This is a genomic window from Lentzea californiensis, assembly GCF_024648825.1.
Lineage (GTDB): Bacteria > Actinomycetota > Actinomycetes > Mycobacteriales > Pseudonocardiaceae > Lentzea > Lentzea californiensis.
In genome coordinates, this window is record NZ_JANBBE010000003.1 from 193,733 (window position 1) to 215,091 (window position 21,359).

At 70.1% G+C, this 21,359-nt stretch carries 22 protein-coding genes; 8 read left to right on the forward strand and 14 right to left on the reverse strand.

Annotated elements, in window-relative coordinates; translation table 11 throughout:
* Nucleotides 1-231 precede the first annotated feature (231 nt).
* The gene (locus tag LX88_RS15230; protein ID WP_258948422.1) at nucleotides 232-720 is read right to left on the reverse strand and encodes a hypothetical protein; all 489 of its coding nucleotides are present in this window, start codon (nucleotides 718-720) and stop codon (nucleotides 232-234) included.
* Nucleotides 721-906: 186 nt separating this feature from the next.
* Between LX88_RS15230 and LX88_RS15235 the strand changes: the two genes are divergently transcribed.
* Nucleotides 907-1,950, forward strand: a complete 1,044-nt coding sequence (locus LX88_RS15235) for a chitinase (protein ID WP_258948423.1) — start codon at nucleotides 907-909, stop codon at nucleotides 1,948-1,950.
* Here the strand turns inward: LX88_RS15235 and LX88_RS15240 are convergent.
* The 6 genes from LX88_RS15240 to adh all read right to left on the reverse strand — a co-directional run bounded on the left by LX88_RS15240 (nucleotide 1,947) and on the right by adh (nucleotide 7,342).
* A complete protein-coding gene (locus tag LX88_RS15240) occupies nucleotides 1,947-2,333 on the reverse strand; it encodes an SgcJ/EcaC family oxidoreductase (RefSeq protein ID WP_258948424.1) in 387 nt (128 codons plus the stop codon). The genes LX88_RS15235 and LX88_RS15240 overlap by 4 nt on opposite strands.
* 48 nt (nucleotides 2,334-2,381) lie before the next feature.
* Nucleotides 2,382-3,653: an alpha/beta hydrolase family protein gene (locus tag LX88_RS15245; protein WP_258948425.1), complete on the reverse strand. Its 1,272-nt coding sequence runs from the start codon at nucleotides 3,651-3,653 to the stop codon at nucleotides 2,382-2,384.
* Nucleotides 3,654-3,722: 69 nt separating this feature from the next.
* Complete coding sequence (locus tag LX88_RS15250) at nucleotides 3,723-4,565, reverse strand: DUF2199 domain-containing protein (protein WP_258948426.1); 843 nt, start codon at nucleotides 4,563-4,565, stop codon at nucleotides 3,723-3,725.
* Complete coding sequence (locus tag LX88_RS15255; RefSeq protein ID WP_258948427.1) at nucleotides 4,562-5,416, reverse strand: hypothetical protein; 855 nt, start codon at nucleotides 5,414-5,416, stop codon at nucleotides 4,562-4,564. Before LX88_RS15255 ends, LX88_RS15250 begins: the two co-directional genes overlap by 4 nt.
* Before the next feature lie 37 nt (nucleotides 5,417-5,453).
* Nucleotides 5,454-5,819 (reverse strand): DUF779 domain-containing protein, encoded by a 366-nt coding sequence (locus LX88_RS15260; RefSeq protein WP_258948428.1) that lies wholly within the window; start codon nucleotides 5,817-5,819, stop codon nucleotides 5,454-5,456.
* Complete coding sequence (gene adh / locus LX88_RS15265) at nucleotides 5,819-7,342, reverse strand: aldehyde dehydrogenase (RefSeq protein ID WP_258948429.1); 1,524 nt, start codon at nucleotides 7,340-7,342, stop codon at nucleotides 5,819-5,821. Before adh ends, LX88_RS15260 begins: the two co-directional genes overlap by 1 nt.
* A 90-nt stretch (nucleotides 7,343-7,432) precedes the next feature.
* Here adh and LX88_RS15270 point away from each other — a divergent pair, with 90 nt between their 5' ends.
* The 5 genes from LX88_RS15270 to LX88_RS15290 are packed head-to-tail and all read left to right on the forward strand — an operon-like array spanning nucleotide 7,433 to nucleotide 11,552.
* On the forward strand, nucleotides 7,433-8,593 hold the full coding sequence (locus LX88_RS15270) for a GAF domain-containing protein (protein WP_504928582.1): 1,161 nt from the start codon (nucleotides 7,433-7,435) through the stop codon (nucleotides 8,591-8,593).
* Nucleotides 8,594-8,618: 25 nt separating this feature from the next.
* Nucleotides 8,619-9,368, forward strand: coding sequence for a hypothetical protein (locus LX88_RS15275; protein WP_258948431.1), 750 nt, complete (start codon nucleotides 8,619-8,621; stop codon nucleotides 9,366-9,368).
* Between the two features lie 19 nt (nucleotides 9,369-9,387).
* Nucleotides 9,388-10,245, forward strand: a complete 858-nt coding sequence (locus tag LX88_RS15280; RefSeq protein ID WP_258948432.1) for a PfkB family carbohydrate kinase — start codon at nucleotides 9,388-9,390, stop codon at nucleotides 10,243-10,245.
* Between the two features lie 45 nt (nucleotides 10,246-10,290).
* Nucleotides 10,291-11,028, forward strand: a complete 738-nt coding sequence (locus tag LX88_RS15285; RefSeq protein ID WP_258948433.1) for a DUF4397 domain-containing protein — start codon at nucleotides 10,291-10,293, stop codon at nucleotides 11,026-11,028.
* Nucleotides 11,028-11,552, forward strand: coding sequence for a class F sortase (locus tag LX88_RS15290; RefSeq protein ID WP_258948434.1), 525 nt, complete (start codon nucleotides 11,028-11,030; stop codon nucleotides 11,550-11,552). The genes LX88_RS15285 and LX88_RS15290 overlap by 1 nt, the downstream gene beginning before the upstream one ends.
* On the opposite strand, the gene LX88_RS15295 is transcribed toward LX88_RS15290, so the two are convergent.
* The 7 genes from LX88_RS15295 to LX88_RS15325 all read right to left on the reverse strand — a co-directional run bounded on the left by LX88_RS15295 (nucleotide 11,524) and on the right by LX88_RS15325 (nucleotide 18,976).
* Nucleotides 11,524-12,156: an ABC transporter ATP-binding protein gene (locus tag LX88_RS15295; protein ID WP_258948435.1), complete on the reverse strand. Its 633-nt coding sequence runs from the start codon at nucleotides 12,154-12,156 to the stop codon at nucleotides 11,524-11,526. The genes LX88_RS15290 and LX88_RS15295 overlap by 29 nt on opposite strands.
* Nucleotides 12,138-13,040, reverse strand: coding sequence for an ABC transporter ATP-binding protein (locus LX88_RS15300; protein WP_258948436.1), 903 nt, complete (start codon nucleotides 13,038-13,040; stop codon nucleotides 12,138-12,140). Before LX88_RS15300 ends, LX88_RS15295 begins: the two co-directional genes overlap by 19 nt.
* Nucleotides 13,034-13,918 carry an ABC transporter permease gene (locus LX88_RS15305; protein WP_090063889.1) on the reverse strand — a complete coding sequence of 295 codons (885 nt, stop codon included), beginning with the start codon at nucleotides 13,916-13,918 and terminating at the stop codon, nucleotides 13,034-13,036. The genes LX88_RS15300 and LX88_RS15305 overlap by 7 nt, the downstream gene beginning before the upstream one ends.
* Nucleotides 13,911-14,921 carry an ABC transporter permease gene (locus LX88_RS15310; RefSeq protein ID WP_258948437.1) on the reverse strand — a complete coding sequence of 337 codons (1,011 nt, stop codon included), beginning with the start codon at nucleotides 14,919-14,921 and terminating at the stop codon, nucleotides 13,911-13,913. The genes LX88_RS15305 and LX88_RS15310 overlap by 8 nt, the downstream gene beginning before the upstream one ends.
* Nucleotides 14,888-16,453 carry an ABC transporter substrate-binding protein gene (locus LX88_RS15315; protein ID WP_258948438.1) on the reverse strand — a complete coding sequence of 522 codons (1,566 nt, stop codon included), beginning with the start codon at nucleotides 16,451-16,453 and terminating at the stop codon, nucleotides 14,888-14,890. Before LX88_RS15315 ends, LX88_RS15310 begins: the two co-directional genes overlap by 34 nt.
* Nucleotides 16,454-16,742: 289 nt before the next feature.
* Nucleotides 16,743-18,446, reverse strand: coding sequence for a dihydroxy-acid dehydratase (locus LX88_RS15320; protein WP_258948439.1), 1,704 nt, complete (start codon nucleotides 18,444-18,446; stop codon nucleotides 16,743-16,745).
* A gap of 134 nt (nucleotides 18,447-18,580) precedes the next feature.
* Nucleotides 18,581-18,976 carry a helix-turn-helix domain-containing protein gene (locus tag LX88_RS15325; protein WP_258948440.1) on the reverse strand — a complete coding sequence of 132 codons (396 nt, stop codon included), beginning with the start codon at nucleotides 18,974-18,976 and terminating at the stop codon, nucleotides 18,581-18,583.
* Between the two features lie 108 nt (nucleotides 18,977-19,084).
* Between LX88_RS15325 and LX88_RS15330 the strand changes: the two genes are divergently transcribed.
* Both LX88_RS15330 and LX88_RS15335 read left to right on the forward strand, forming a co-directional pair.
* Nucleotides 19,085-20,326, forward strand: coding sequence for a hemolysin family protein (locus LX88_RS15330; RefSeq protein ID WP_258948441.1), 1,242 nt, complete (start codon nucleotides 19,085-19,087; stop codon nucleotides 20,324-20,326).
* On the forward strand, nucleotides 20,323-21,354 hold the full coding sequence (locus LX88_RS15335; protein ID WP_258948442.1) for a hemolysin family protein: 1,032 nt from the start codon (nucleotides 20,323-20,325) through the stop codon (nucleotides 21,352-21,354). The genes LX88_RS15330 and LX88_RS15335 overlap by 4 nt, the downstream gene beginning before the upstream one ends.
* Nucleotides 21,355-21,359: the final 5 nt, after the last annotated feature.

A 21,359-nucleotide genomic window follows, 5' to 3' on the forward strand; every position in this document is an offset into this window, starting at 1 on the left:
CTTCAACCGCACCTTGGCTGAGGAATGGACTCACGCTCAGGTCTCCGCCAGCGGCCAGCAACGCGCTGACGCCCTATTTGAGTCTCTTGCGCTGCTGCAGTTACTGCCGAGGGTCGGTCGACGGACGATCACGCCGCGGCTGGACACACCAAGCGCTTCCTCGTTCAATGCAGACGCGCCGACCGGGCGTCCCGCGCGGCATCGGCGGCCTCGCGGGCGGCCGCCTACGCCTCAACCCGACGACGGTTCGTCGACCAGGCGGAAGAGGTTGCGCGCCGGGTGCACGTCGACCGGGATGCTCGTCCCGACCTCGACGATCTTCTCGCCGTGGACGATGTGGCCCGTGGTGAAAGGAGGCCGGCCCGGCACGGTGACCAGCATCCGGACCCTGGTGCAGCGGTCCTCGCCGCACCACACGCGCTCGGCGGACGTGACCCGACCCGGGACACGGACGCCGGCCGTGTCCAGGTCGCGCCACACGCGGTGGTCCCGTGCGGTGCCGAGGACGGCGATGATCGTGACGACCACGGTGAAGGCGGTCAGGACGACGCCGGTCACGACGACGGCCAGCTTGTCCTCGGCAGGGACGTACCCGCCCAGGCCGGCTGCCAGCACCAGGGGACCGGTGCTCATGAAAGCGAGCCCGATCGCGGTCCAGAACGGCTGCTGGAAGAAGACCGGCGGGCGACTCACCGGGCCTTCGGCCTCAGGTGTTCCCACGCTCGTCATGGCATGGCCCGCCTGCCGTGGGGCGACAGGTCCGAGGCACCTCGTAAGCGTCCTGGCACAAGCGGAATATAACCGCGTGGCCAAGCCTTCGGGGTGACCGACATCGGCCGGTAGAGGTCTGGACCATTTCGTGCTTCAATGACAGCGGGTCGCCGCCTGTAAGCGAAAGGTGAGCGAATGTCCGCCCGCTTGTTGCCGAGGGCACTGACAGCCCTGCTTCTGCTCATGAGCACGATGCTCGTCCCGTCCACCGCCCAGGCGGCCGACACGTGCGCGCTCAAACCCCGTCCCGCGGGCAAAGTCCTGCACGGGTACTGGGAGAACTGGGACGGCGCCTCCAACGGGGTGCACCCGCCGTTCGGCTGGACCCCGATCACCGACAGCCGCATCAAGCAGCACGGCTACAACGTGATCAACGCGGCGTTCCCCGTGATCCGCTCCGACGGCACCGTGCTGTGGGAGGACGGCATGGACGCCGGGGTGAAGGTCGCGACGCCCGCCGAGATGTGTGCGGCGAAGGACGCCGGGGCCACGATCCTGCTGTCGATCGGTGGCGCGGCGGCGGGCATCGACCTGAGTTCGGCCGCGGTGGCCGATCGGTTCGTCGCCACCGTGGTGCCGATCCTGAAGAGGTACAACTTCGACGGGATCGACATCGACATCGAGACCGGTCTGGTCGGCAGCGGCACCATCACCCAGTTGTCGGCGTCGCAGGCGAACCTCGTTCGCATCATCGACGGTGTGCTGGCGGCGATGCCGGCCGGGTTCGGGCTCACCATGGCGCCGGAGACCGCGTACGTGACGGGCGGCAGTGTCGCGTACGGCTCGATCTGGGGTGCTTATCTGCCGATCATCAAGAAGTACGCGGACAACGGTCGTCTGTGGTGGCTGAACATGCAGTACTACAACGGATCGATGTACGGCTGTGCCGGTGACAGCTACTCGGCCGGGACCGTGCAGGGGTTCGTGGCGCAGACGCAGTGCCTGAACAAGGGACTGGTCGTGCAGGGCACCACGATCAAGGTGCCCTACGACAAGCAGGTTCCCGGCCTGCCCGCGCAACCCGGTGCCGGCGGCGGTTACATGAACCCCACGCTGGTCGGACAGGCGTGGAACAACTTCGGCGGGCAGCTCAAGGGGCTCATGACCTGGTCCATCAACTGGGACGGCTCGAAGAACTGGACGTTCGGCGACAAGGTGAAGTCGTTGCAGGGACGCTAGAGCACGATGGTGTTCTGCCCGGCGGCGATGCGCCACGCCCCGTCCTCTTTGGACAGGACGTACAGCGGTGAACCCTCGTTCTGGTCGAGGATCGGGGTGCCGTCGGGCCGGACGGGACGCTGGCGGATCTTGACGGCCGCCACGTCGGGCCGGATGAAGAGCACGTGCGCCACTTCGTACGTGGCGGTCGCCTCCTTCGCCGCGCCGGGCAGGACCTGGCGGGTGAAGGAGGCGATCTCGTCACGGCCGGTGAGCCGCTTGCCGTGCGCGGTCGTCCAGATGGCGTCGGAGCGGAAGAGGCCGATGAACTCCTCGGGGAGCTCGTTCTGCTGCGAGTGCTGGACGGTGGCGACGAGTTTCTCGATCTCTGCGATGTCGGTCATGGTCAAGATCGTCGTACCTCGACCATGCTGGAGGTCAAGCCTTTCGGTTCACTGGCGGGGTGCGACCCGCGACTCGTAGGGCTTCGGCTGGTACCACGGGTTGTAGAAGCAGCCCGTGCCGTACTTCTTGTCATGACCGGGGCATGCGTAGGAGATCAGGAACGGGTTGGAGCGCACCCCGAACTTCTCCCAGACAGACAGGGACTGCATGGCCGCGGCGTACTCGGAGTCGCTGAACGCGCTGTGCGTCGCCTCGGTCGTGAAGGTCTGCACGAGGTTGTACCAGCGGCCGGCCTTCCTCACGACGTCGCGATAAGCCGACTCGTGCTCGACGAACGCGGTCGGATCGCCGATCGCGTGCACCGACAGGACCGGGATGTCGATCTTGCCGGTGAGGTCGCTGTCGTAGGCCAGTTCGGCGCGGGCCGCCGGGTCGGCGGCGAAGCGTTCGACACCGGCGTTCAGCGCCGCGTCGTCGTGCGAACCCTTGTACACCACACCCGTGTTGCTCCACGGGTTCCGGTCGCCCAGGCGGTTGTGCACGATGTCGCGGAACGTGAACGTCGCGAAGTTCAGGTGCGAGTTCAGCGTCTCCTCGGGAATCTTCGTGACCGTGAGGACGTCGTTGAGCTTCTGCTGCTGCTCGGGCGTGCGACTGCCCGCCACGCCAAGGCATTCCTCGATCCGGCCGCGCAGACCGGCGGTCGTCATCGTGGAGCCGGGACGCAGGCCCTGCCACAGCGGGTACTGCACCTCGGACGGCCTCGGGTGGTTGCCGCAGTAGTACTGGTAGACCACGCGCAGGTCGACGCGGTAGTCGTAGCCGCGCGTGCCACCGGCCATGACGCCGCTCGTGAGCAGCGCCGCGTCATAACCCTTGTACAGCTCGATGGTCTTGGCCGCGACGTTGCCGCCCCACGACTGCCCGTGGAGGTACACCTTGTGCGGCTTGAGCATCCCGGCGACCATCCTGCGCAGGTTGTCGGTGTCCTCCGCCGCCATCCGCGTGCCGTACCCGCCGCGCCGGTACGAGGTGCCGGCCCACGCGTAGCCCTCCTCGACCATGACCGACCAGCGGTTCAGGTCGTCGCGCGTGCGCTCCGGCGTGGGATCGCCGAGGTCGGGGCCGCCGTGCGAGTGCACGACGAGCGTCTTGTTCCACTTCTTCGGCACGGCGATCGTGTAGTACGCGCCGTTCGGGTCCCGGCCTTCGTAGCAGGTGGTGCCGGCGGGGACGTTCTCCGGGCACGGTGCTGTGGGAGGCAGGTGCACCGGCGACGTGAGACTCGCGGTGAGTGCGAATGCCAGCAGGACGTTCATGGCGGGAATCGTGAGTCCAGCTCGACAAGTGGTCCAGTTCACTCGCACAAACTTGGGATTTCCCTGACGTTACGATCGTGGTCCGTTGCGGTAGCGGATGCTGTTGAGCACGTGACGTGCCCACGCGTGGTCGGCCGGGTCGTCGTGCACGCACGTCACGACGACCATCTCGCCGAACCGCGCGACGTGGCCGTGGAACTCGTGCTGGCCCGAGGCGGAGGTGAGCCACAGCGCGTGCCGCAACTCGACACCATCGCGTTCTTGGAACCGCTGCTCCTCCGGAACGTCCGGCGCGCCTTCCAGAGCCAGCTCCAGGAACCGCTCGGCGGTCGTGCCCTGAGCCCGGCGGACGTCGACGAACACGGCGCGACCGGGCCCGGCGAACCGCAGACCCTCCTCCAGCACGTACGGGGTGAGGCCCGCGGTGCGCTCGATGCTCCACCGGCCGGGCAGCTTCTGCTGGATCGAGACGGGCAGTTCGACCAGGTATCCGCTGAGCACCTCGTCGCGGTCCCAGACCTTCCCGAGCAACGGGTGCTGGACGTACTCCGGCAGGTCGCCGGGCTCACGGACCTCGGCGGCGACCTCCACGCCGCGCAGGCCGTCCCACGGCTTGATGTCGTGCGCGAACGTGCCGGTGAACTTCAGCGAGTCGTAGCCGGGGCCGTCCCACGAGTCGGCCGCGTGCAGGGCGTCCTGCCGGTCGACGCGCATCCAGGCGCCGAACCACAGCTCGAGGTCGCCGGTCATCTCGACGAGCAGCACGCACCGGACGTACGCGGCGTCGTCGGTCAGGAGCACGTTGCCGCGGGCCAGGAGCGTGGGGGCGCGTACGCCGGGCGGCAGGCCCAGGTCCAGGTCGATGGCGCCCGAGTCGTCGAGCTCGGTGCCGCAGCAGTCGCAGGCCGTCACCCGATGTACCGGACGCTGTTGAGCACGTGCTGCGCCCACGCCCTGTCGACCGGATAGCGGTGCACGCAGCGCACGGAGATCATCGTGCCGGGACGGACGACGTGCGCGTGGAACACCTGTTCCTCGTGACCGTCGATCACCTCGCTGAGCCAGAACGCGTGACGCAGTTCCGGGCCGTCGTGCTGGACGGAGTGCTCGGCGCTCGCGGGGTAGCCGTCGAGGACCGCGCCGAGGAAGTCGCTCACGCTGCCGCCGGTGAGGTCGGCGTAGACGTCGAGCGCCACCCGGCGGTCCGGGCTCGTGAACCTGACCGTGCGGCCGTCGACGACGCAGCGCATGCCCTCGGTGCGTTCGATGGTCCAGACCTCGCCGAGGGTCTCGCGGACCGGCACGGGCAACGGGTGCCGGATGCGGCACAGCACCTCGTCCCGGTCCCATTCGCGCTCCAGCAACGGGTGCGAGGTGAAGTACGGCAGCTCGTCGGTGTTGAGCACCGTGGCCTCGACCGGCACCCCGAGCACGTCCCACGGCTTGATGACGTTCGCGAACTTTCCGGTGATACGCAGGTTCGCGTACTGCTCGTCGTTGTCCCACACGGCGTGGGCGTACATCGCGTCGACCTTGCTGATCTGCGTCCACGCGCCGAACACGATCTCGGTTCCGCCGGTCAGCCGAACCGGGAGCAGGCAACGGATGTAGGAGTCACCGTCCGGTCCGACGAGCAGCCCGCCCGTGGGCGCGCCGAGCCGCTCGCCGGGCACCCCGAGCAGGCGCTCCGGACGGTTGAGCCGGTAGTCGATGCGGTCCGTAGAGGTGATCTCGGCTCCGCAGCATCCGCATTGGACGGTCATGCGCGCATGGTAGTGGTGCGACCACTGACGTCACCGGTTAGCGGTCGCCGCCCTGCAACTCCCCGTCCGTCAGCAGCCGGGAGCGCACCAGAAAACGTATTCCAAGCGGTGCCTCCAGCGAGAAACCGCTCCCACGGCCGGGCACCACGTCGATCGTCAGGTGCGTGTGGCTCCAGTACTCGAACTGCGCCGCGGACATCCACACAGGAATGACGAAGTCGTCCACCGCGAGGTCGCCGAGGTGCACGTCGGACGAACCGGTGCGGAACTCCCCGGCCAGGTAGCACATCGGGGCCGAGCCGTCGCAGCAGCCGCCGGACTGGTGGAACATCAGGTCGCCGTGGTCGGCCCGGAGGCCGCGGAGCACGTCCGCGGCCTCCGGCGTCAGCGCGACGCGGGGCATCAGAAGAAGCCCAGGGCGTTCGGGGAGTAGCTGACGAGCAGGTTCTTGGTCTGCTGGTAGTGGTCGAGCATCATCTTGTGGTTCTCGCGGCCGATGCCGGACTGCTTGTAGCCGCCGAACGCCGCGTGCGCCGGGTAGGCGTGGTAGTTGTTCACCCACACGCGGCCCGCCTGGATGTCGCGGCCCGCGCGGTAGGCGACGGAACCGTCGCGTGACCACACGCCGGCGCCCAGGCCGTACAGGGTGTCGTTCGCGGTCTTCATGGCGTCGTCGTAGTCGGAGAACTGGGTGACCGAGACGACCGGGCCGAAGATCTCCTCCTGGAAGATCCGCATCTTGTTGTCGCCCTCGAAGATCGTCGGCGTCACGTAGTAGCCGCCGGACAGTTCGCCGCCGAGGTCCGCGCGCTCGCCGCCGGTCAGCACGCGGGCGCCCTCCTGCTTGCCGATGTCGATGTAGGACATGATCTTCTCGAGCTGGTCGTTGGACGCCTGCGCGCCCATCATCGTCTCGGTGTCGAGCGGGTGGCCCTGCTTGATCGCGCGGGTCCGTTCCACGGCGTCGCCCATGAAGCCGTCGTAGATGTCGCTCTGGACCAGCGCCCGCGACGGGCAGGTGCAGACCTCGCCCTGGTTCAGGGCGAACATCGTGAAGCCCTCGAGTGCCTTGTCGTAGAAGGCATCGCGCTGCGAGGCGACGTCGGAGAAGAACACGTTGGGCGACTTGCCGCCGAGCTCCAGCGTGACGGGGATGATGTTCTCGCTGGCGTACTGCATGATCAACCGGCCGGTGGTCGTCTCGCCGGTGAACGCCACCTTCGCGACGCGGCGCGAGGACGCGAGCGGCTTGCCCGCCTCGACGCCGAAACCGTTGACGATGTTCAGCACGCCCGGCGGGACGAGGTCGGCGATCAGTTCCATCAGGACGTGGATGGACGCCGGCGTCTGCTCGGCCGGCTTGAGCACGACCGCGTTGCCCGCGGCCAGGGCGGGCGCGAGCTTCCAGACCGCCATCAGGATCGGGAAGTTCCACGGGATGATCTGCGCGACGACGCCGAGCGGTTCGTGCAGGTGGTAGGCGACCAGGTCCTCGTCGATCTGCGAGATGCCGCCCTCCTGGGCGCGCAGCGCGCCCGCGAAGTAGCGGAAGTGGTCGACGGCGAGCGGCAGGTCGGCGGCCAGCGTCTCGCGGACGGCCTTGCCGTTGTCCCACGTCTCCGCGACCGCGAGCACCTCGAGGTTGGCCTCGATGCGGTCGGCGATCTTGTTGAGCACGTTGGCTCGTTCCGCGACCGAGGTCTTGCCCCACGCCCGGGAGGCGCCGTGGGCCGCGTCCAGCGCGAGGTCGACGTCCTCGGCGGTGCCCCGCGCGATCTCGGTGAAGTCCTCCCCGGTGACGGGGGTGGGGTTGGCGAAGTACTGGCCCTTGGTGGGCGGCACGTACTCGCCACCGATGAAGTGGTCGTACCGGTCGCGGTACGTGACCACGCTGCCGGGTTGTCCTGGAGCCGCGTACTTCGCCATCTGGGGCCTCCCGCGTCGTTGCGAACAGGCGGCGAACGTAGAACCGTCAACGTTTCACCCACGTTGCATCCGAACGGAGTAGCCGCGGGCTTGCTCCGGTGGCAACGCGCCCTGCATCCTGGAGCAATGGACCCCGGCGAACTGGGTGCCGCCCGGCCGGTGATCTTCGAGTCGTGGCGGCGGTCCCTCGACGCGCGCATCGACCCCGACCGCCACGAGGCGCCGGTCGTGTACGGGCCGGACGAGGTCGCCGATCTGAGGGGCGCGCACCCGCTGGCCGCGACCGTCCCGCTGCTCACGCACACGCTGTCGATGGACGACACGATCATGATCGTCACCGATACCCGCGGTCACATCCTGTGGTGCGAGGGCGACAACCAGGTCCGGCACAAGGCCGAACGCGTCCACCTCACCGAGGGGTCGCGCTGGAGCGAGGACGTCATCGGCACGAACGCGATGGGCACCGCGCTGGTGACCGGCAGGTCCGTCACCGTCCACTCCCGCGAACACCTCGTGCGCACCTACCACGGCTGGACGTGCGCGGCGAGCCCGATCCACGACCCCCACACGGGGTTGCTGCTGGGGGTCATCGACGTCAGCGGGCCGTTGAAGACGATGCACCCGGCCGTCGCGCAGCTCGTGTCCGCGGCCGCCCGGCTGGCCGAGCACCACCTGCAGCGGTTCGCACCGCGTCAGCACGTGCTGACGCTGAACTTCCTCGGCGGGGTGCACGCCGGCCTCGACGGACGGCCGCTGGCGCTGACGTTGCGCAACGCGGAGGTCCTGACGGCGCTGGCCCTGCACCCCAAGGGTCTGACGGCGGAACAACTCGCGTTGTTGCTCTATGGTGAACGTGGGAACCCGACCACGGTCCGCGCGGAGCTGCACAGGCTGCGTGCGCAGCTCGGTGGTGTCCTGCTGACGAGGCCGTACCGGCTCGATGCGGTGGTGCGCGGCGACTTCCTGGACGTGCGGACGGCTCTGAGGTCCGGCGACGCGGGCAAGGCGACCCGGCACTACCACGGTGATCTGCTACCCCGTTCGGACGCGCCGGTCATCCGCGAGGAGCGGGTCGACCTCGCCGCCGCGGTGCGCAAGGGCGTGCTGGAGCGGGGAGATCTCGACGCGTTGCTGTCGTTCGCGGACAACGGTGACGACGCCGAGGTGCTCGAGCGCCTGCACCTGCTGCTCCCGGCCACCGATCCTCGTCACGCTCTCGTCTCCTCGCGCCTGCGAAGGGCGCTGGAATAGGCTTTCCCGCCAGGGGAGGGCAAAAGTGAAGCAGTGCATCAACTGCATGACCCGGTTGCCGCGCAAGGAGGTCACCGAGGTCGCGTGGTGCGGTTTGTGCGCGCCGTGCCTGCAGGTCGTGTCGGACCAGATGAAGGTGCTGCACGACCGGCCCGGTGGCGCGCCCGTGCAGATCCAGCAGTGCGGCTGGTGCGGTGTCGCGCGTTCGTGCGGCGTCGGCTGGCGCACGAGGTGCCTGGTGTGCCTGGACGACAGGTCCGTGCCGGACCCGGCGGTGCAGAAGATCGCGCACCGGCTGGAGCTCGACGGCACCTGGCGGGAGAACTCGGAGTTCATCGCCGCGACGACGGTGAAGGTCCGGCTCGCCAAGTACTTCCAGCCCGGCTGGACCGTCCTCGCGACGGACGTGCACGGGCTGCCGTGGACCGGGTACCGGTGGCTGACCAAGTCGCACGGCACGTGGGGCCGCGACGACGAGACCGGCGAGGTGCGGCAGCTCAAGCGCGTGCGCGGCGAGGAGGACATGCTCTACCTCGTGCGGTACGGGACGGTGCTCAAGTTCGGCCGCGGGACCGCGGACCGGGTGAGCGCGCACGTCGCCCAGGGCGCGGTGCCGGTCATCGTGCTCTCCGCCCCGAGCCAGCAGGTCGTCGTGGCCAGGGACCGGCTCAGGCGGCTGCACCGCGGCGAGATGGTGTCACAGCGGACGCCGGTCGACCTGTTCGCGGTGCTGCCCGACGGGCTCGACGTCACCGATCGGTTCCCCCGGAGTTGATCGCGGGTAGTCCTCCACCATGGACGACGTCGTGGTGGTCGGGCAGGTGGGACGGGACCTGGTCCTCGTCGTGGACGAGGTGCCGGAGGCCGGCGGCACCACACCCGTGCGGGAGCGCCGGGAGGTGCTGGGCGGCAAGGGCGCGAACATCGCGGTCGGGCTGGCCCAACTGGGTGCCCCGGTCGCGCTCGTCGGCGTGGTCGGGGACGACGACGTGGGCGCCCGCCTGATCGCGCGGGCCGGGGCGGACGGGATCGCCACCGATGCCGTGGTGCGGCGGCCCGAGTGCGCCACCGCGCTGTTCGTGGACGTGGTCGCCGACGGGTGGCGGTACCTGGAGGACGTTCCGGACGCCGCGCTGCTGCGCGAGGAGGACCTGCCGATCGAGGTCATCGCACGTGCGGGCACCGTGGTGCTGCAGCTGCAGCAACCGCCCGAGGTGGCTCTCAAGGCGGCACGGGCGGCATCGGGGCGCGTCGTGCTCGACGGCGCACCCGAACGGCTGCGAGACGAACTGCTGGCGTGCGCCGACGTGGTGCGCGCGGACCACCGCGAGGCCGAGCAGCTGACCGGCCGGAAGATCACGAGCGCGGACGACGCGCTGGGCGCGGCCCGCGAGCTGATGCCGAAGGAGCTCGTGGCGTTCGCCGTGGACGGTGTGGGCAACGTGTTCGTGTGGGACGGCGGCGAGTTGGTCGTGCCGCTCGGGGACGTGGAGGTCGTGGACACGACCGGCGGCGGTGACGCGTTCGTGGCGGGGCTGACGTTCGCCCTTACGCGTGGAGACGGCCCCGAGCAGGCGGCGAGGCTCGCCGTCGAGGCCTCCGGGGCCACGGTGACGCATCCCGGGGGCCGGCCGAACCTCACTGCGAGCTGATCAGGCGGGTTATCGTTGAGCCGTCAACCGAGGGGAGGGGTTCGCGTGCGAGTGCTCGCCGTAGTGCTGTTGTTGCTGCTCTCCGCCACGCCCGCGCACGCCGCGACAGGTACGTACGTGCGCCTCGGGCACTTCTCGATGGACCAGGCGCGCGTCGACGGCACGCTCGACGGGGTCAAGCTCGGCACCCTCGACTACGCCCAGCTCTACGACTACCGCCGCATCGAGCCGGGGGAGCACGTCGTCGAGTTCCGCATGGCCGAGCCGGGCAGCCCGCTGCTGCGGTCGGTGTCGATGCGGGCGGAGACCGGGAAGACCTACACGGTCATCGACATCGCCTCCTCGATGAAGGTGCTCGAGGACGACATCACCCTGCCGCCGGACGGCCAGGCGCGGCTGCGCGTGATCAACGCCGGTGACGCCGCGATGGACCTGGTGCGCGGCGGCGCGGCCGTGCATCGGGGCGTGCAGGCGTACTCCACGACCGGCTACGTCCTGCTGGCACCCGGCTCGGACGGGCTGCAGGTGGTGCCGCGCGGCAAGGACTCGACGACGCTGGAGGCCGCGATCGAACCCGGCGGCGTCTACACGCTGCTGGTCAACGCGCGGCGGATCGAGCTGCGGACCGACGCCAAGGGCGCCGAGGTCGTGCCCGGCGGCGGGCAGGAGACCGGGTTCGGCGGCATGGCGGGCGGCTGGGACTGGCTCACCGCCCTGGTGATCACGCTCATCGTGGGCGTGGCGATGTACTCGGTGCGCGGCCGGCTGTTCCGGTTCGGCTGATGGCCAAGGGCAAGCTCCTGATGGGAGCGGCGGTGCTCGTCACGCTGATCTACGTCGTCAAGGGGCCGGGCTCCGACGAGGTGCCGGAACCGGTGACGGTGCTGATCCCGTCGATCGGCGTCGAGACCACGCTCGAAGCGCTGAAGGTCGACTCCGCGGGGACGCTGGAGCCGCCGGTGCGCTCGGACGAGGCCGGGTGGTACGCCGGGGGGATCGCGCCGGGCGACGCCGGTCCGGCCGTGATCGCCGGGCACGTCGACTCGAAGACCGGACCCGGCGTGTTCTTCCGGCTGCCCGAGCTGCAGCCCGGTGCCGAGGTGCTGGTGGAGCGCGAGGACGGCAGCAAGCTCACGTTCGTCGTGAACAGCACCCGGACGACGGAGAAGTCCGCCTTCCCGACCGCCCTGGTCTACGGGCCGACGCCGTTGTCCGAGCTGCGGCTGGTCACGTGCGGGGGCGACTTCGACCGGGTCGCGGGCAGCTACCGGAACAACGTCATCGTGGAAGCGGTGCTGAAAGCCTGACGGTCTCGTCCGCCCACCGGGTGAGCAGCGTGGCGTCGTGCGAGATCGCGAGCACGCCCGCGCCGGACTCGCGTTGATACGCCCGGATCACGCCGACCAGTGCCGCCGTCGTGGAGGCGTCCAGCATCGTCGTCATCTCGTCGCAGATCAGGTACCGCGGTTTCAGCGCGAGCGCACGGGCGAGGCAGGCGCGTTGCAGCTGGCCGTCGCTGACCTCGTGCGGACGGCGTCCCAGCAGGTCGTCGGTGAGCATCACCAGGTCGGCCAGTTCGTCGACGCGGTCCCCGCCGGGTTCCGCGATCGCCTGGCGGAGGGTGAACCGCGGGTCGACGGACAACCTCGGCTGCTGGAACAGCACGCCGATCTTGGTGCGTTGCCGAGCTTTGAACCGGAACCCGGTGACGGTCTCGCCGTCGATCTCCACCGTGCCGGCGAACGGCTTGTGCAGCAACGCGAGCACCCGCGCCACAGTGGACTTGCCCGATCCGCTCGGCCCCGCGAGACCCACGGTCTGTCCGGGGTGGACGGTCAGGCTGACGTCGGTGACCACCGGGGCCTGGTAGCCGGCGGTGATGCCGATCCCGGTCAGCACGGGCGGTGGCACGCGACGGCGTGCGGGTCGTCGGTGAGCACGGGGCGGTCCTCGCAGATCGCGGTGGCCTGCTCGCAGCGCGGGGCGAACGCGCACCCCGCCGGCAGGTCGGTGAGCAGGGGAGGCTGGCCGGGGATCGGGAGGAAGTCCCGTTCCGGCAGGGCGTTCGCGAGCCCCCGGCTGTACGGGTGCCTGGAGGCGTCGAGCACCTCGTGCGCCGGGCCGACCTCGACGATCCGGCCCGCGTACATGACCGCGATCCGGTCGGCGACCTTGTGCGCCGCCGCGAGGTCGTGGGTGATCAGCAGGACGGCGTGGCCGTCGTCGACCAGCCTGCGGAACTCGTCGAGCAGCCCGTCCACGAGGTCGCGGTCGAGGCCGGTGGTCGGTTCGTCCGCGATCAGCAGCGGCGGGTTGCCGACCAGCGCCAGCGCGTTCGCGACGCGCTGCGCCATGCCGCCGGACAGCTCGTGCGGGTAGCGGTCGAGGTGTTCGGGCAGCAACCCGGCCCGTTCGGCGGCCTGCCGGGCGTCGCCGCCGAGGACGCGCGCGGCCTCCTCGAGCTGGGAACGCGCGGTGCGGACCGGCGTCAGGTGGCTCGCCGGACTCTGCGGGATGAGCCCGATCCGCCGTCCGCGCACCGTGGTCGCGAGCTCGTGGTCGGTCGCCGCGAGCAGGTCGACCTCGCCGAGCCGTGCGCTGCCCGAGGTCTCCGCGTTGCCCGGGAGGAACCCGAGCAGCGCCGAGGCCAGCACCGTCTTGCCGCAGCCGCTCTCGCCGACCAGCGCCACGCACTCACCGGGCCTGATCCGCAACGACACGTCGTTCACGGCCTCGACGGTCGCGCCCTTGAGCGCGAACCGCACCGACACCCGGTCGATCTCCAGGTTCACCACGTCAACTCCGTGCGCCGCTTGGGGTTCAGCCGGTCCCGCCACACACCGCTCAGCCCGGACACCGCCAGCGTCGTGACGATCAGCAGCAGTCCGGGCGCCAGCGACATCCACCAGCCGCCGGTCAGCAACGAGCGCTGGGCGTCGTTGATCATGTTGCCGACGCTCGCCGCGTGCGGCGGCAGACCGAGGCCCAGGAACGACAACGCCGTCTCGTGCCACACCGCGTGCGGGATCATCAGGGTGGTCGCGAGCAGGACCTGCGGGGCCACGTTCGGCAGCAGATGCCTGGTGAGCACCTGCGTCCGGCTCGCGCCGCCGACGATCGCCGCGTCGATGAACGGCCTCGTGCGCAGCGACAACACCTCCGACCGCACGATCCGGGCGGACGTGAGCCAGTGCGTCAGGGCGATCGAGATGATCACGGCGGAGAGGCTGGGCCGCAGGACCGCCACGATCACGATGCCCAGCAGCAGGTGCGGCACCGAGGCGATCGCGTCGACCACGCGCATCAGGATCCGGTCGAACCATCCACCGATCGACCCCGCGAGCGCACCGACCGCCGTGCCGGCGACCGCGGAGATCACGGCCGCGACCACGCCGACCGTGAGGGACACGCGCAGGGCGTAGACGCAGCGCAGCAACACGTCGCGGCCCAGTTCGTCGGTGCCGAACAGGTGCGCGGCCGACGGCGGCTGGTTGGCGATCGCGAGGTCGACGTACTGCTCGTTGAGCTCCACGAACAGCGGCACGACCAGTACCACCAGCGCGACGACGCCCAGGACGACCGCGGACGGCAGGAGCCGCCACTTCGGCGATCGAGGCGGGCTCGCGGCGGTGAGGCGGCTGCGCGGGGCGGGACGCCAGGTCAGGTCAGCCATCGAGCGCCACCCTCGGGTCGGCCAGCGCGTACAGGACGTCGGCCAGCAGGTTGCCCACCAGCACCACGCCCGTCGCCATCACGGTCAGCGCGCCCAGCAACGCGAAGTCGACGTTCAGCGCCGCCTCCACCGTCGCCCGCGCGATGCCCGGCCACGAGAACACCGTCTCCACCAGCAACGCCCCGGTGATCAGCTCGGGCAGTCGTGCGCCGAGGAGGGTCAGGAACGGCAGCAGCGAGGTGCGCAGCGCGTGCCCCGACACCACCAGGTGGTCCGGCAGCCCGCGAGCCCTGGCGCCGATCACGTGGTCCTGCGTGAACGACTCGAGCAGGTTCTGCCGCACGAACAGCACGAACCACGGCGCCTGCGAGATCGCCAGCACCGTCACCGGCAGCACCATGTGGGCCGCGACGCCGCCGACGGACACCGGTTCGGACCCGGTCGTCACGCCACCGCCGGGAAGCCACCGCAGCTGCAACGCGAACACGTACAGCACCGCGAGCCCCACCCAGAAGACCGGCGCGGCCTCCAGCGCGTAACAGCTGCCCGTGATCGACCGGTCGAGCCACGACCCCTGCCGCCACGCCGCGAGCGTGCCCAGCAGCAGTCCGAGCACCAGCGCCAGCGCGAAGCCGACCGACACCAGCAGCACCGTCCACCCGAGACGGTCGCCGATGACGGCCGACACGGGTTGCTGCAACGACAACGAGTCGCCGAGGTCGCCGGTGACCGCGTGCCGCAGCCAGGCCCAGTACTGGGACACGACGGGTTCGTCGACTCCCCAGTTCGCGCGCAGCTGGGCCACGCGTTCCGGTGAGGCGCCGATGATCCGGACGCCGAAGTAGCGTTCGACCGGGTCGAACGGTGACGCCTTGGCCAGCACGAACAACGCGAAGCTGACCACGAGCAGCACCGGGACCGCGAACGCGAGCCGGCGCAGCGCCAGCCTGCCGATCGCCTGCCCCCGCGTCACGGCTTCGGGGTCCAGCGCTCGAGGTTCCACCACACCGCGTGCACGAGGCCGTGGTCGTGCGGCTCGACCTGGGTCTCCTGGCCGTTCCACTTGTCCCGCAGAACGTAGGTGTGGTCGAGGAACACCAGGAACGCCCAGCCGGGATCGGCGGCGTAGGCCTGCTGGAAGTCCTGGTAGGCCTGCTTGCGCGCGGCCGGGTCGAGGCTGCGGCGGGCGGTGTCGAGCGCGCTGTCCACAGTGGAGTTCCGGTACAGCGTCATGTTCACGTAGCCGTCCTGGCCCGCGTACTTGCTGTGCAGCAACGTGTACGCGGCCGTGTCCGGGTCGTACGGGTCACCGCCGCCCCAGACGGCCGCGGCTTCCCTGCGCCGCTGCAGCATGACGTCGAACGTGGTCGCCTCGACCGGGGCGTCGATGCCGAGCTTCGCGATGTCGGAGGCCGTGGCGAGCGCGAGCTCCTTGCGCAGCACGTCGGGAGCGGGGTAGAGCACCGGCAGCTTCGCGGCCTGGCCGTCCTTGGCGCGCTTGCCGTCCGCGCCCTTGCGCCAGCCCGCCTCGTCGAGCAGCCTCTCCGCCTCGGCGACGTCGAAGGTGAACGCGGTCTTCTCGTCGTACCAGTCCTTCAGGTACGGCGAGATCGGCGTGGACGCGGGCTTGCCGGAGCCGGCCAGCACGGCGTCGATCATGGCCTGGCGGTTGATGCCGAGGTTGATCGCGCGCCGGACCTGCGGGGACGAGGTGAACGGCAGCTCGGACGGGATGCCGAGGCCGCGGTAGTCCGCCGAGGGGTTCTGCGCGATCTTGTAGCCGGACTTGTCGCGGTAGGTCCGGGCGAGCTTGGGCGGCAGCACGGTGCCGTCGAACTCGCCGGCGGCCATGCGGGTCGCGCGGGCGTTGTCGTCCGGCACGAAGACCACGGTCACGGACTTGATCGCGGGCGCGCCGCCCCAGTACTCCTCGTTGGCCCGCAACACCATCCGGTCGCCCTTGCGCCACTCGGAGACCGTGTACGGGCCGGTGCCGACCGGGGCGGTGTTGAACGGCGCGCTGTTGATGTCGACGCCGGTGAGCTTCGCGGCGGGCACGATGCCGAGTGCGAGCTGCTGCGCGAACGGCGCGTACGGGTAGGAGAGCGTGAACTCGACGGTGGCCGGGTCCTTCGCCACGACGCCCGCCAGCGCGTCGAACCGGGAGGCGATCGTGGAGTTCACCTTCTCGTCCACCACGGACCTGTAGGTGAACACGACGTCGTCCGCGGTCAGCGGGGTGCCGTCGGAGAACGTGATGTCCTTGCGCAGCTTGGCCGTCCACGTCAGGCCGTCCGCCGACGCCGTCGGCAGCTCCGCGGCCAGAGCCGGTTTCAGCGCCAGCGAGGCGTCCCGCGAGACGAGGCCGTCGAAGATCTTCCCGGCGCCGTCCGGGGCGTAGCCGAGCACGGGGTTGAGGTTCTCCGGCTCGCTCCCCGCGCCGATCACGATGGACGTCGCCGATCCGGTCGCCGAGCCGTCGGGTGACGAGCACCCCGCCAGCAGGACGACGGCCAGCAGAAGCGCGCGCCGCATCAGTTCCTCCCCAGTGTCCGTGTTGCCAGAGGCAGCTAACAGCAAGCAAGTTGCAATAAGCAAGACCTTGCAGCTGCGCGCTTGAGGAAGAGTCGTGCCAGCATCAAGGCATGACCAACGGAGTGCACACCCACGAACACGCCCACGGTGATACGACCCACACGCATCCCCATGGGGAGCACGCGCACGATCACGTCGAGCATGAGCACACCCACACGCACGGCAGCGAAACGCACTCACACACGCACGTGCACGACGCGGGTCACGTCGAGGAGCACGAACACTCGCACTAGTGCGATTCGCGAGCGACTTCGCTGCCGCTGGAGCCGATCAGGAAGTCGAGGTCGGCTCCGGTGTCGGCGCCCAGGACGTGGTCGACGTAGAGCCGTTCCCAGCCCCGCCTCGGTGAGGCGAACGCCGCTGTCGTGGCCGCGTTCGGCGTGCGGGACAGGAAGTCCGGCGCCTCGACGTCGATCCGGCGGTTCTCCACGTCCAGCACGATGACGTCACCCGTGCGCACCAGGCCGAGTGGCCCGCCCGCGGCCGCCTCCGGTGCCACGTGCAGGACGACGGTGCCGTAGGCCGTGCCGCTCATGCGCCCGTCGCAGACGCGGACCATGTCGCGCACGCCCTGCTCCAGCAGCTTCTTCGGCAACGGCATGTTCGACACCTCCGGCATGCCCGGATAGCCGCGCGGGCCGCAGCCCCGCAGCACCAGCACGGAGTCCGCGTCCACGTCGAGGTCGGGGTCGTCGACGCGGGCGTGGAAGTCCTCGATGCTGTCGAACACCACGGCCTTCCCCCGGTGCTGCAACAGGTGCGCCGACGCGGCCGCCGGTTTGATCAGCGCTCCCGACGGCGCCAGGTTGCCGCGCAGCACCGCGATCCCGCCCTCGGTGATGATCGGCGCGGACCTGCTCCTGATCACCTCGGGATCCCAGATCGGCGCGTCGCCGAGGTGGTCGACGAGCGGCCGTCCGGTGACCGTGAGCCCGGCGGGATCGAGCAGGTCGCGCACTTCCCGCAGCACGGCCAGAAGCCCGCCGGCGCGGTGGAAGTCCTCCATCAGGAACCGGCCCGCCGGCTGCAGGTCCACCAGCAACGGCACGCCCGAGCCGATGCGGTCGAAGTCGTCCAGCGTCAGCTCGACGCCGAGCCGGCCCGCGATCGCGAGCAGGTGCACCACGGCGTTGGTCGAGCCGCCGATCGCCGCCAGCGCCACGATCGCGTTGTGGAACGACGCCCTGGTCAGGAACGTGCTCGGCCGGCGGTCCCGCTCGACCAGCTCCACGACCAGCCTGCCGGTGCCGTGCGAGGCCTCCAGCAGCCTGCTGTCCGGCGCCGGGGTGCCCGCCACGCCGGGGACACTGGTGCCCAGCGCCTCGGCGACCAGCGCCATCGTCGACGCGGTGCCCATGGTGTTGCAGTGGCCGCGGCTGCGGATCATCGCCGACTCGGAGCGCGCGAACGCCTCCTGCGACAACGTGCCCGCGCGCACCTCCTCGGACAGCCGCCAGACGTCCGTGCCGCAGCCCAGGGGAGTGCCGCGGAACGTGCCGGTCAGCATCGGCCCGCCCGGCAGCACGACCGCCGGGATGTCGACGGACGCGGCGGCCATCAGCAGCGCCGGGATCGTCTTGTCGCACCCGCCCAGCAGCACCACGCCGTCGACGGGGTTCGCGCGCAGCATCTCCTCGGCCGCCATCGCGGCCATGTTGCGCCACAGCATCGCGGTGGGGCGGACGTTGGTCTCGCCCAGCGACACCACGGGCAGGTTGAGCGGGATGCCGCCCGCCTCGTACACGCCGTTCGAGACGGACTTCGCGACCTCGTCCAGGTGCGCGTTGCACGGGGTGAGGTCGGAGGCGGAGTTGGCGATGGCTATCTGCGGCCTGCGGAAGGCGTCGTCCGGGGTGCCGCGGCGCATCCAGGCGCGGTGGATGTAGGCGTTGCGGTCCTGACCTGCGTACCAGTGCTCGCTGCGTAGCCCCACTGCGCCTCCCGAGGTCCTTCGTCGACCTTAGTGGCGTGGCTCAGAACGTTGCCGGGCGAATTCGCGGTCAGACGGCCGCGAGGCGCCCTGCTGAGCGTGGATCACCCAGTCAAGGTTCTGAGCCACGCCACTGGCTACATCGGGAGGTCGGGCGGCAGTTGCAGCGCGATGGTGATCAGCGAGTGGACCCGGTTCGCGATCACCGACAGCAAGCCGTGCATCTCCGGGGACGCGGCGTCGGCGGCCTCCTGCAGCGTGCGCAGGTCCGTGTCGATCTGCCCGAGCACCGCGGCGGTGTCGGCCGGACCGGCCGTGAACGCGCGGGCTATGTCCTCCAGGGGAAGACCGTGGACCTCCAGGCGTTGTACGAGGTGGATGCGCTCCACGTCGTCGCCGCGGTAGAGGCGGTAGTTGCTCGCGGTGCGCTGGGCAGGGCTGATCAGGCCCAGCGTCGTGTAGTAGTCGACGGTGCGGATGCTCACGCCGGCGCGGGCGGCGAGCTCGCCGATCTTCAGCAGTGCTTCGGACATGGCGGTGACCTCCCGTCACCTCAAACCATACAGTGCTACGTGCTACTGTTGGTACATGTCTGAAGAAGCCGATGTAGACGGCTGTAGTACTGGGCCGGGTGCGTCTTGTTGATCGCATCCGGCTTGCTCGCCATCGTGGCCCTCACCGTGGCCACCGGCTATTTCGTCGCGCAGGAGTTCGCGTACATGGCGGTCGACCGCGGCCGCCTGCGGCAGCTGGCCGAGGGCGGCTCGAAGGCCGCCGACCGTGCCTACCGCGTGACCCAGAAGCTCTCCTTCATGCTGTCCGGTGCCCAGTTCGGCATCACGGTGACGGCGCTGCTCGTCGGTTACGTCGCCGAGCCGCTGCTGGGCACCGGTCTCGGTGTGCCGGGCTCGATGGTGATCGCGCTGGTCTTCGCGACCTTCGTGCAGATGGTGCTCGGTGAGCTCCTGCCGAAGAACCTCGCGATCGCGCGGCCCGAGAAGCTGGCGCTGGCCCTGAGTTCCTCGACGCTGGTCTACCTGAAGATCGCCGGTCCGGTGATCCGGCTGTTCGACGCGGCGGCGAACCGGCTGCTGCGCGCGCTCGGCATCGAGCCCGTCGAGGAACTGCCCCAGGGCGCGACCCCCGAGGACTTCCGGCAGATCGTCGAGGAGGCGGGGGAACGGGGACACCTCGACCCCGAGCTCACCCGCCTGCTGGAGCACGGCATCGGGTTCCGCGAGCTCGTCGCGGAACAGGCGATGACGCCCCGCGTGAACGTCCACACCGTACGGTCCGACGAACCCGCCGCGCGCGTGGTCTCGTTGCTGGAGACCGGTAACTCGCGTTTCCCGGTGGTCGGCGACGACCTGGACGACCTGCGCGGTGTCGTCGGTCTGGCCGAGGTGCTGACGCTGCCGCCGGAGGAGCGTTCCTCGACGGAGATCGGGAAGATCGCCTCGCCCGCGCTCGTCGTCCCGGCGACGCTGCCGTTGCCCGCCGTGCTGGAGCGCCTGCGCACCGAACGCCGTCAGCTCGCCTGCGTGGTCGACGAGTTCGGCGGGTTCGCCGGCGTGATCTCGCTGGAGGACCTGGCGGAGGAGCTCGTCGGTGAGATCCACGACGAGGACGACCACATGGCCGAGATGATCGAGAAGGTCGGCGACGACTGGCGCGTGCCCGGCCGCATGAGGCTGGACGAGGTCGAGGACGCCACCGGCGTGGAACTCCCGGAAGACGACGCCTACGACACGGTGTCCGGTCTGGTGCTGCACCAGCTGGGCAGGGTCGCCGAGGCCGGAGACGAGATCGAGATGAACGGCGTGCGACTGGTGGTCACCTCCGTGGCGCGCAACGTGCCCGACTCGGTGGTGTTGTCCCGATGAGCATCGTCATCTCCGTTGTGCTGCTGGCGTTGAACGGCTTCTTCGTGGCCGCGGAGTTCGCGTTGATCGCGTCGAAGCGGCACCGGCTGGAGCAGGCCGCCGAGACGTCACGGGCGGCACGTGCCGCCGTGGCGGGCGTTCGTGAGCTGTCGCTGATGCTCGCGGGTGCCCAACTCGGCATCACGCTGTGCACCCTGGGCCTGGGCGCGCTGGCCAAGCCGGCCGTCGCGGACCTGCTGGAACCGGCGCTGCGCCTGACCGGCCTGCCGGAGGCGTTCGCCTACGGCATCGCGTTCGCGATCAGCCTGGTGCTGGTGGTGTTCCTGCACATGGTCGTCGGCGAGATGGCCCCGAAGTCGTGGGCCATCGCGAACCCCGAGCGGTCCGCGCTGATCCTGGCGCTGCCGTTCCGCGCGTTCGCCCGCTCGGTCCGCTGGCTCCTCAGTGGACTGAACGGCGTCACGAACTCGCTGCTGCGCCTGATGAAGGTCGAGCCGCAGGACGAGCTGGCGCAGGCGCACCGGCCGGACGACCTGCGGATGCTGCTGCGCCAGTCCGCCGAGCACGGTCTCATCCCCGAGGCCCAGCAACGGCTGCTGACGAGGATGCTGCAGGTCCAGCGCACGACCGTGAGCGAGGTGATGGTGCCGATCGAGGAGACGTCGACCGTCACCGAGGCCACCACCGCGCGGGAGGTCGAGCGCCGCAGCCTCCAGTGCGGACGGTCGCGCTTCCCGGTCACCGGCCAGGACGGCCGGTACGTCGGACTCGTGCACATCCGCGAGGCCATGCGCGCCACGGCCCGCGGCGAGGACCCGCCGGCCCGCGAGCTGATGGGCCCGGTGCTGACGCTGCCCGCGTCGATGCCGGTGGCCCAGGCCGTGACCGCGATGCGTGCCGAACGGTCGCAGCTCGCCCTGGTCGCTGACGGCGAGATCTTGGGCATCGCGGCACTCGAAGACCTCCTCGAAGAGCTGATCGGCGACTTCGAGGACGAAACCGACACCCGTCCGGTCGGCGTCCGCTGACCGGA

Coding starts and splice junctions, on each gene's coding strand:
- LX88_RS15235 (WP_258948423.1), top strand. CDS start 907: ATGTCCGCCCGCTTGTTGCCGAGGGCACTGACAGCCCTGCTTCTGCTC.
- LX88_RS15240 (WP_258948424.1), bottom strand. CDS start 2,333: ATGACCGACATCGCAGAGATCGAGAAACTCGTCGCCACCGTCCAGCAC.
- LX88_RS15245 (WP_258948425.1), bottom strand. CDS start 3,653: ATGAACGTCCTGCTGGCATTCGCACTCACCGCGAGTCTCACGTCGCCG.
- LX88_RS15255 (WP_258948427.1), bottom strand. CDS start 5,416: ATGACCGTCCAATGCGGATGCTGCGGAGCCGAGATCACCTCTACGGAC.
- LX88_RS15260 (WP_258948428.1), bottom strand. CDS start 5,819: ATGCCCCGCGTCGCGCTGACGCCGGAGGCCGCGGACGTGCTCCGCGGC.
- adh (WP_258948429.1), bottom strand. CDS start 7,342: ATGGCGAAGTACGCGGCTCCAGGACAACCCGGCAGCGTGGTCACGTAC.
- LX88_RS15280 (WP_258948432.1), top strand. CDS start 9,388: ATGGACGACGTCGTGGTGGTCGGGCAGGTGGGACGGGACCTGGTCCTC.
- LX88_RS15290 (WP_258948434.1), top strand. CDS start 11,028: ATGGCCAAGGGCAAGCTCCTGATGGGAGCGGCGGTGCTCGTCACGCTG.
- LX88_RS15305 (WP_090063889.1), bottom strand. CDS start 13,918: ATGGCTGACCTGACCTGGCGTCCCGCCCCGCGCAGCCGCCTCACCGCC.
- LX88_RS15315 (WP_258948438.1), bottom strand. CDS start 16,453: ATGCGGCGCGCGCTTCTGCTGGCCGTCGTCCTGCTGGCGGGGTGCTCG.
- LX88_RS15325 (WP_258948440.1), bottom strand. CDS start 18,976: ATGTCCGAAGCACTGCTGAAGATCGGCGAGCTCGCCGCCCGCGCCGGC.
- LX88_RS15335 (WP_258948442.1), top strand. CDS start 20,323: ATGAGCATCGTCATCTCCGTTGTGCTGCTGGCGTTGAACGGCTTCTTC.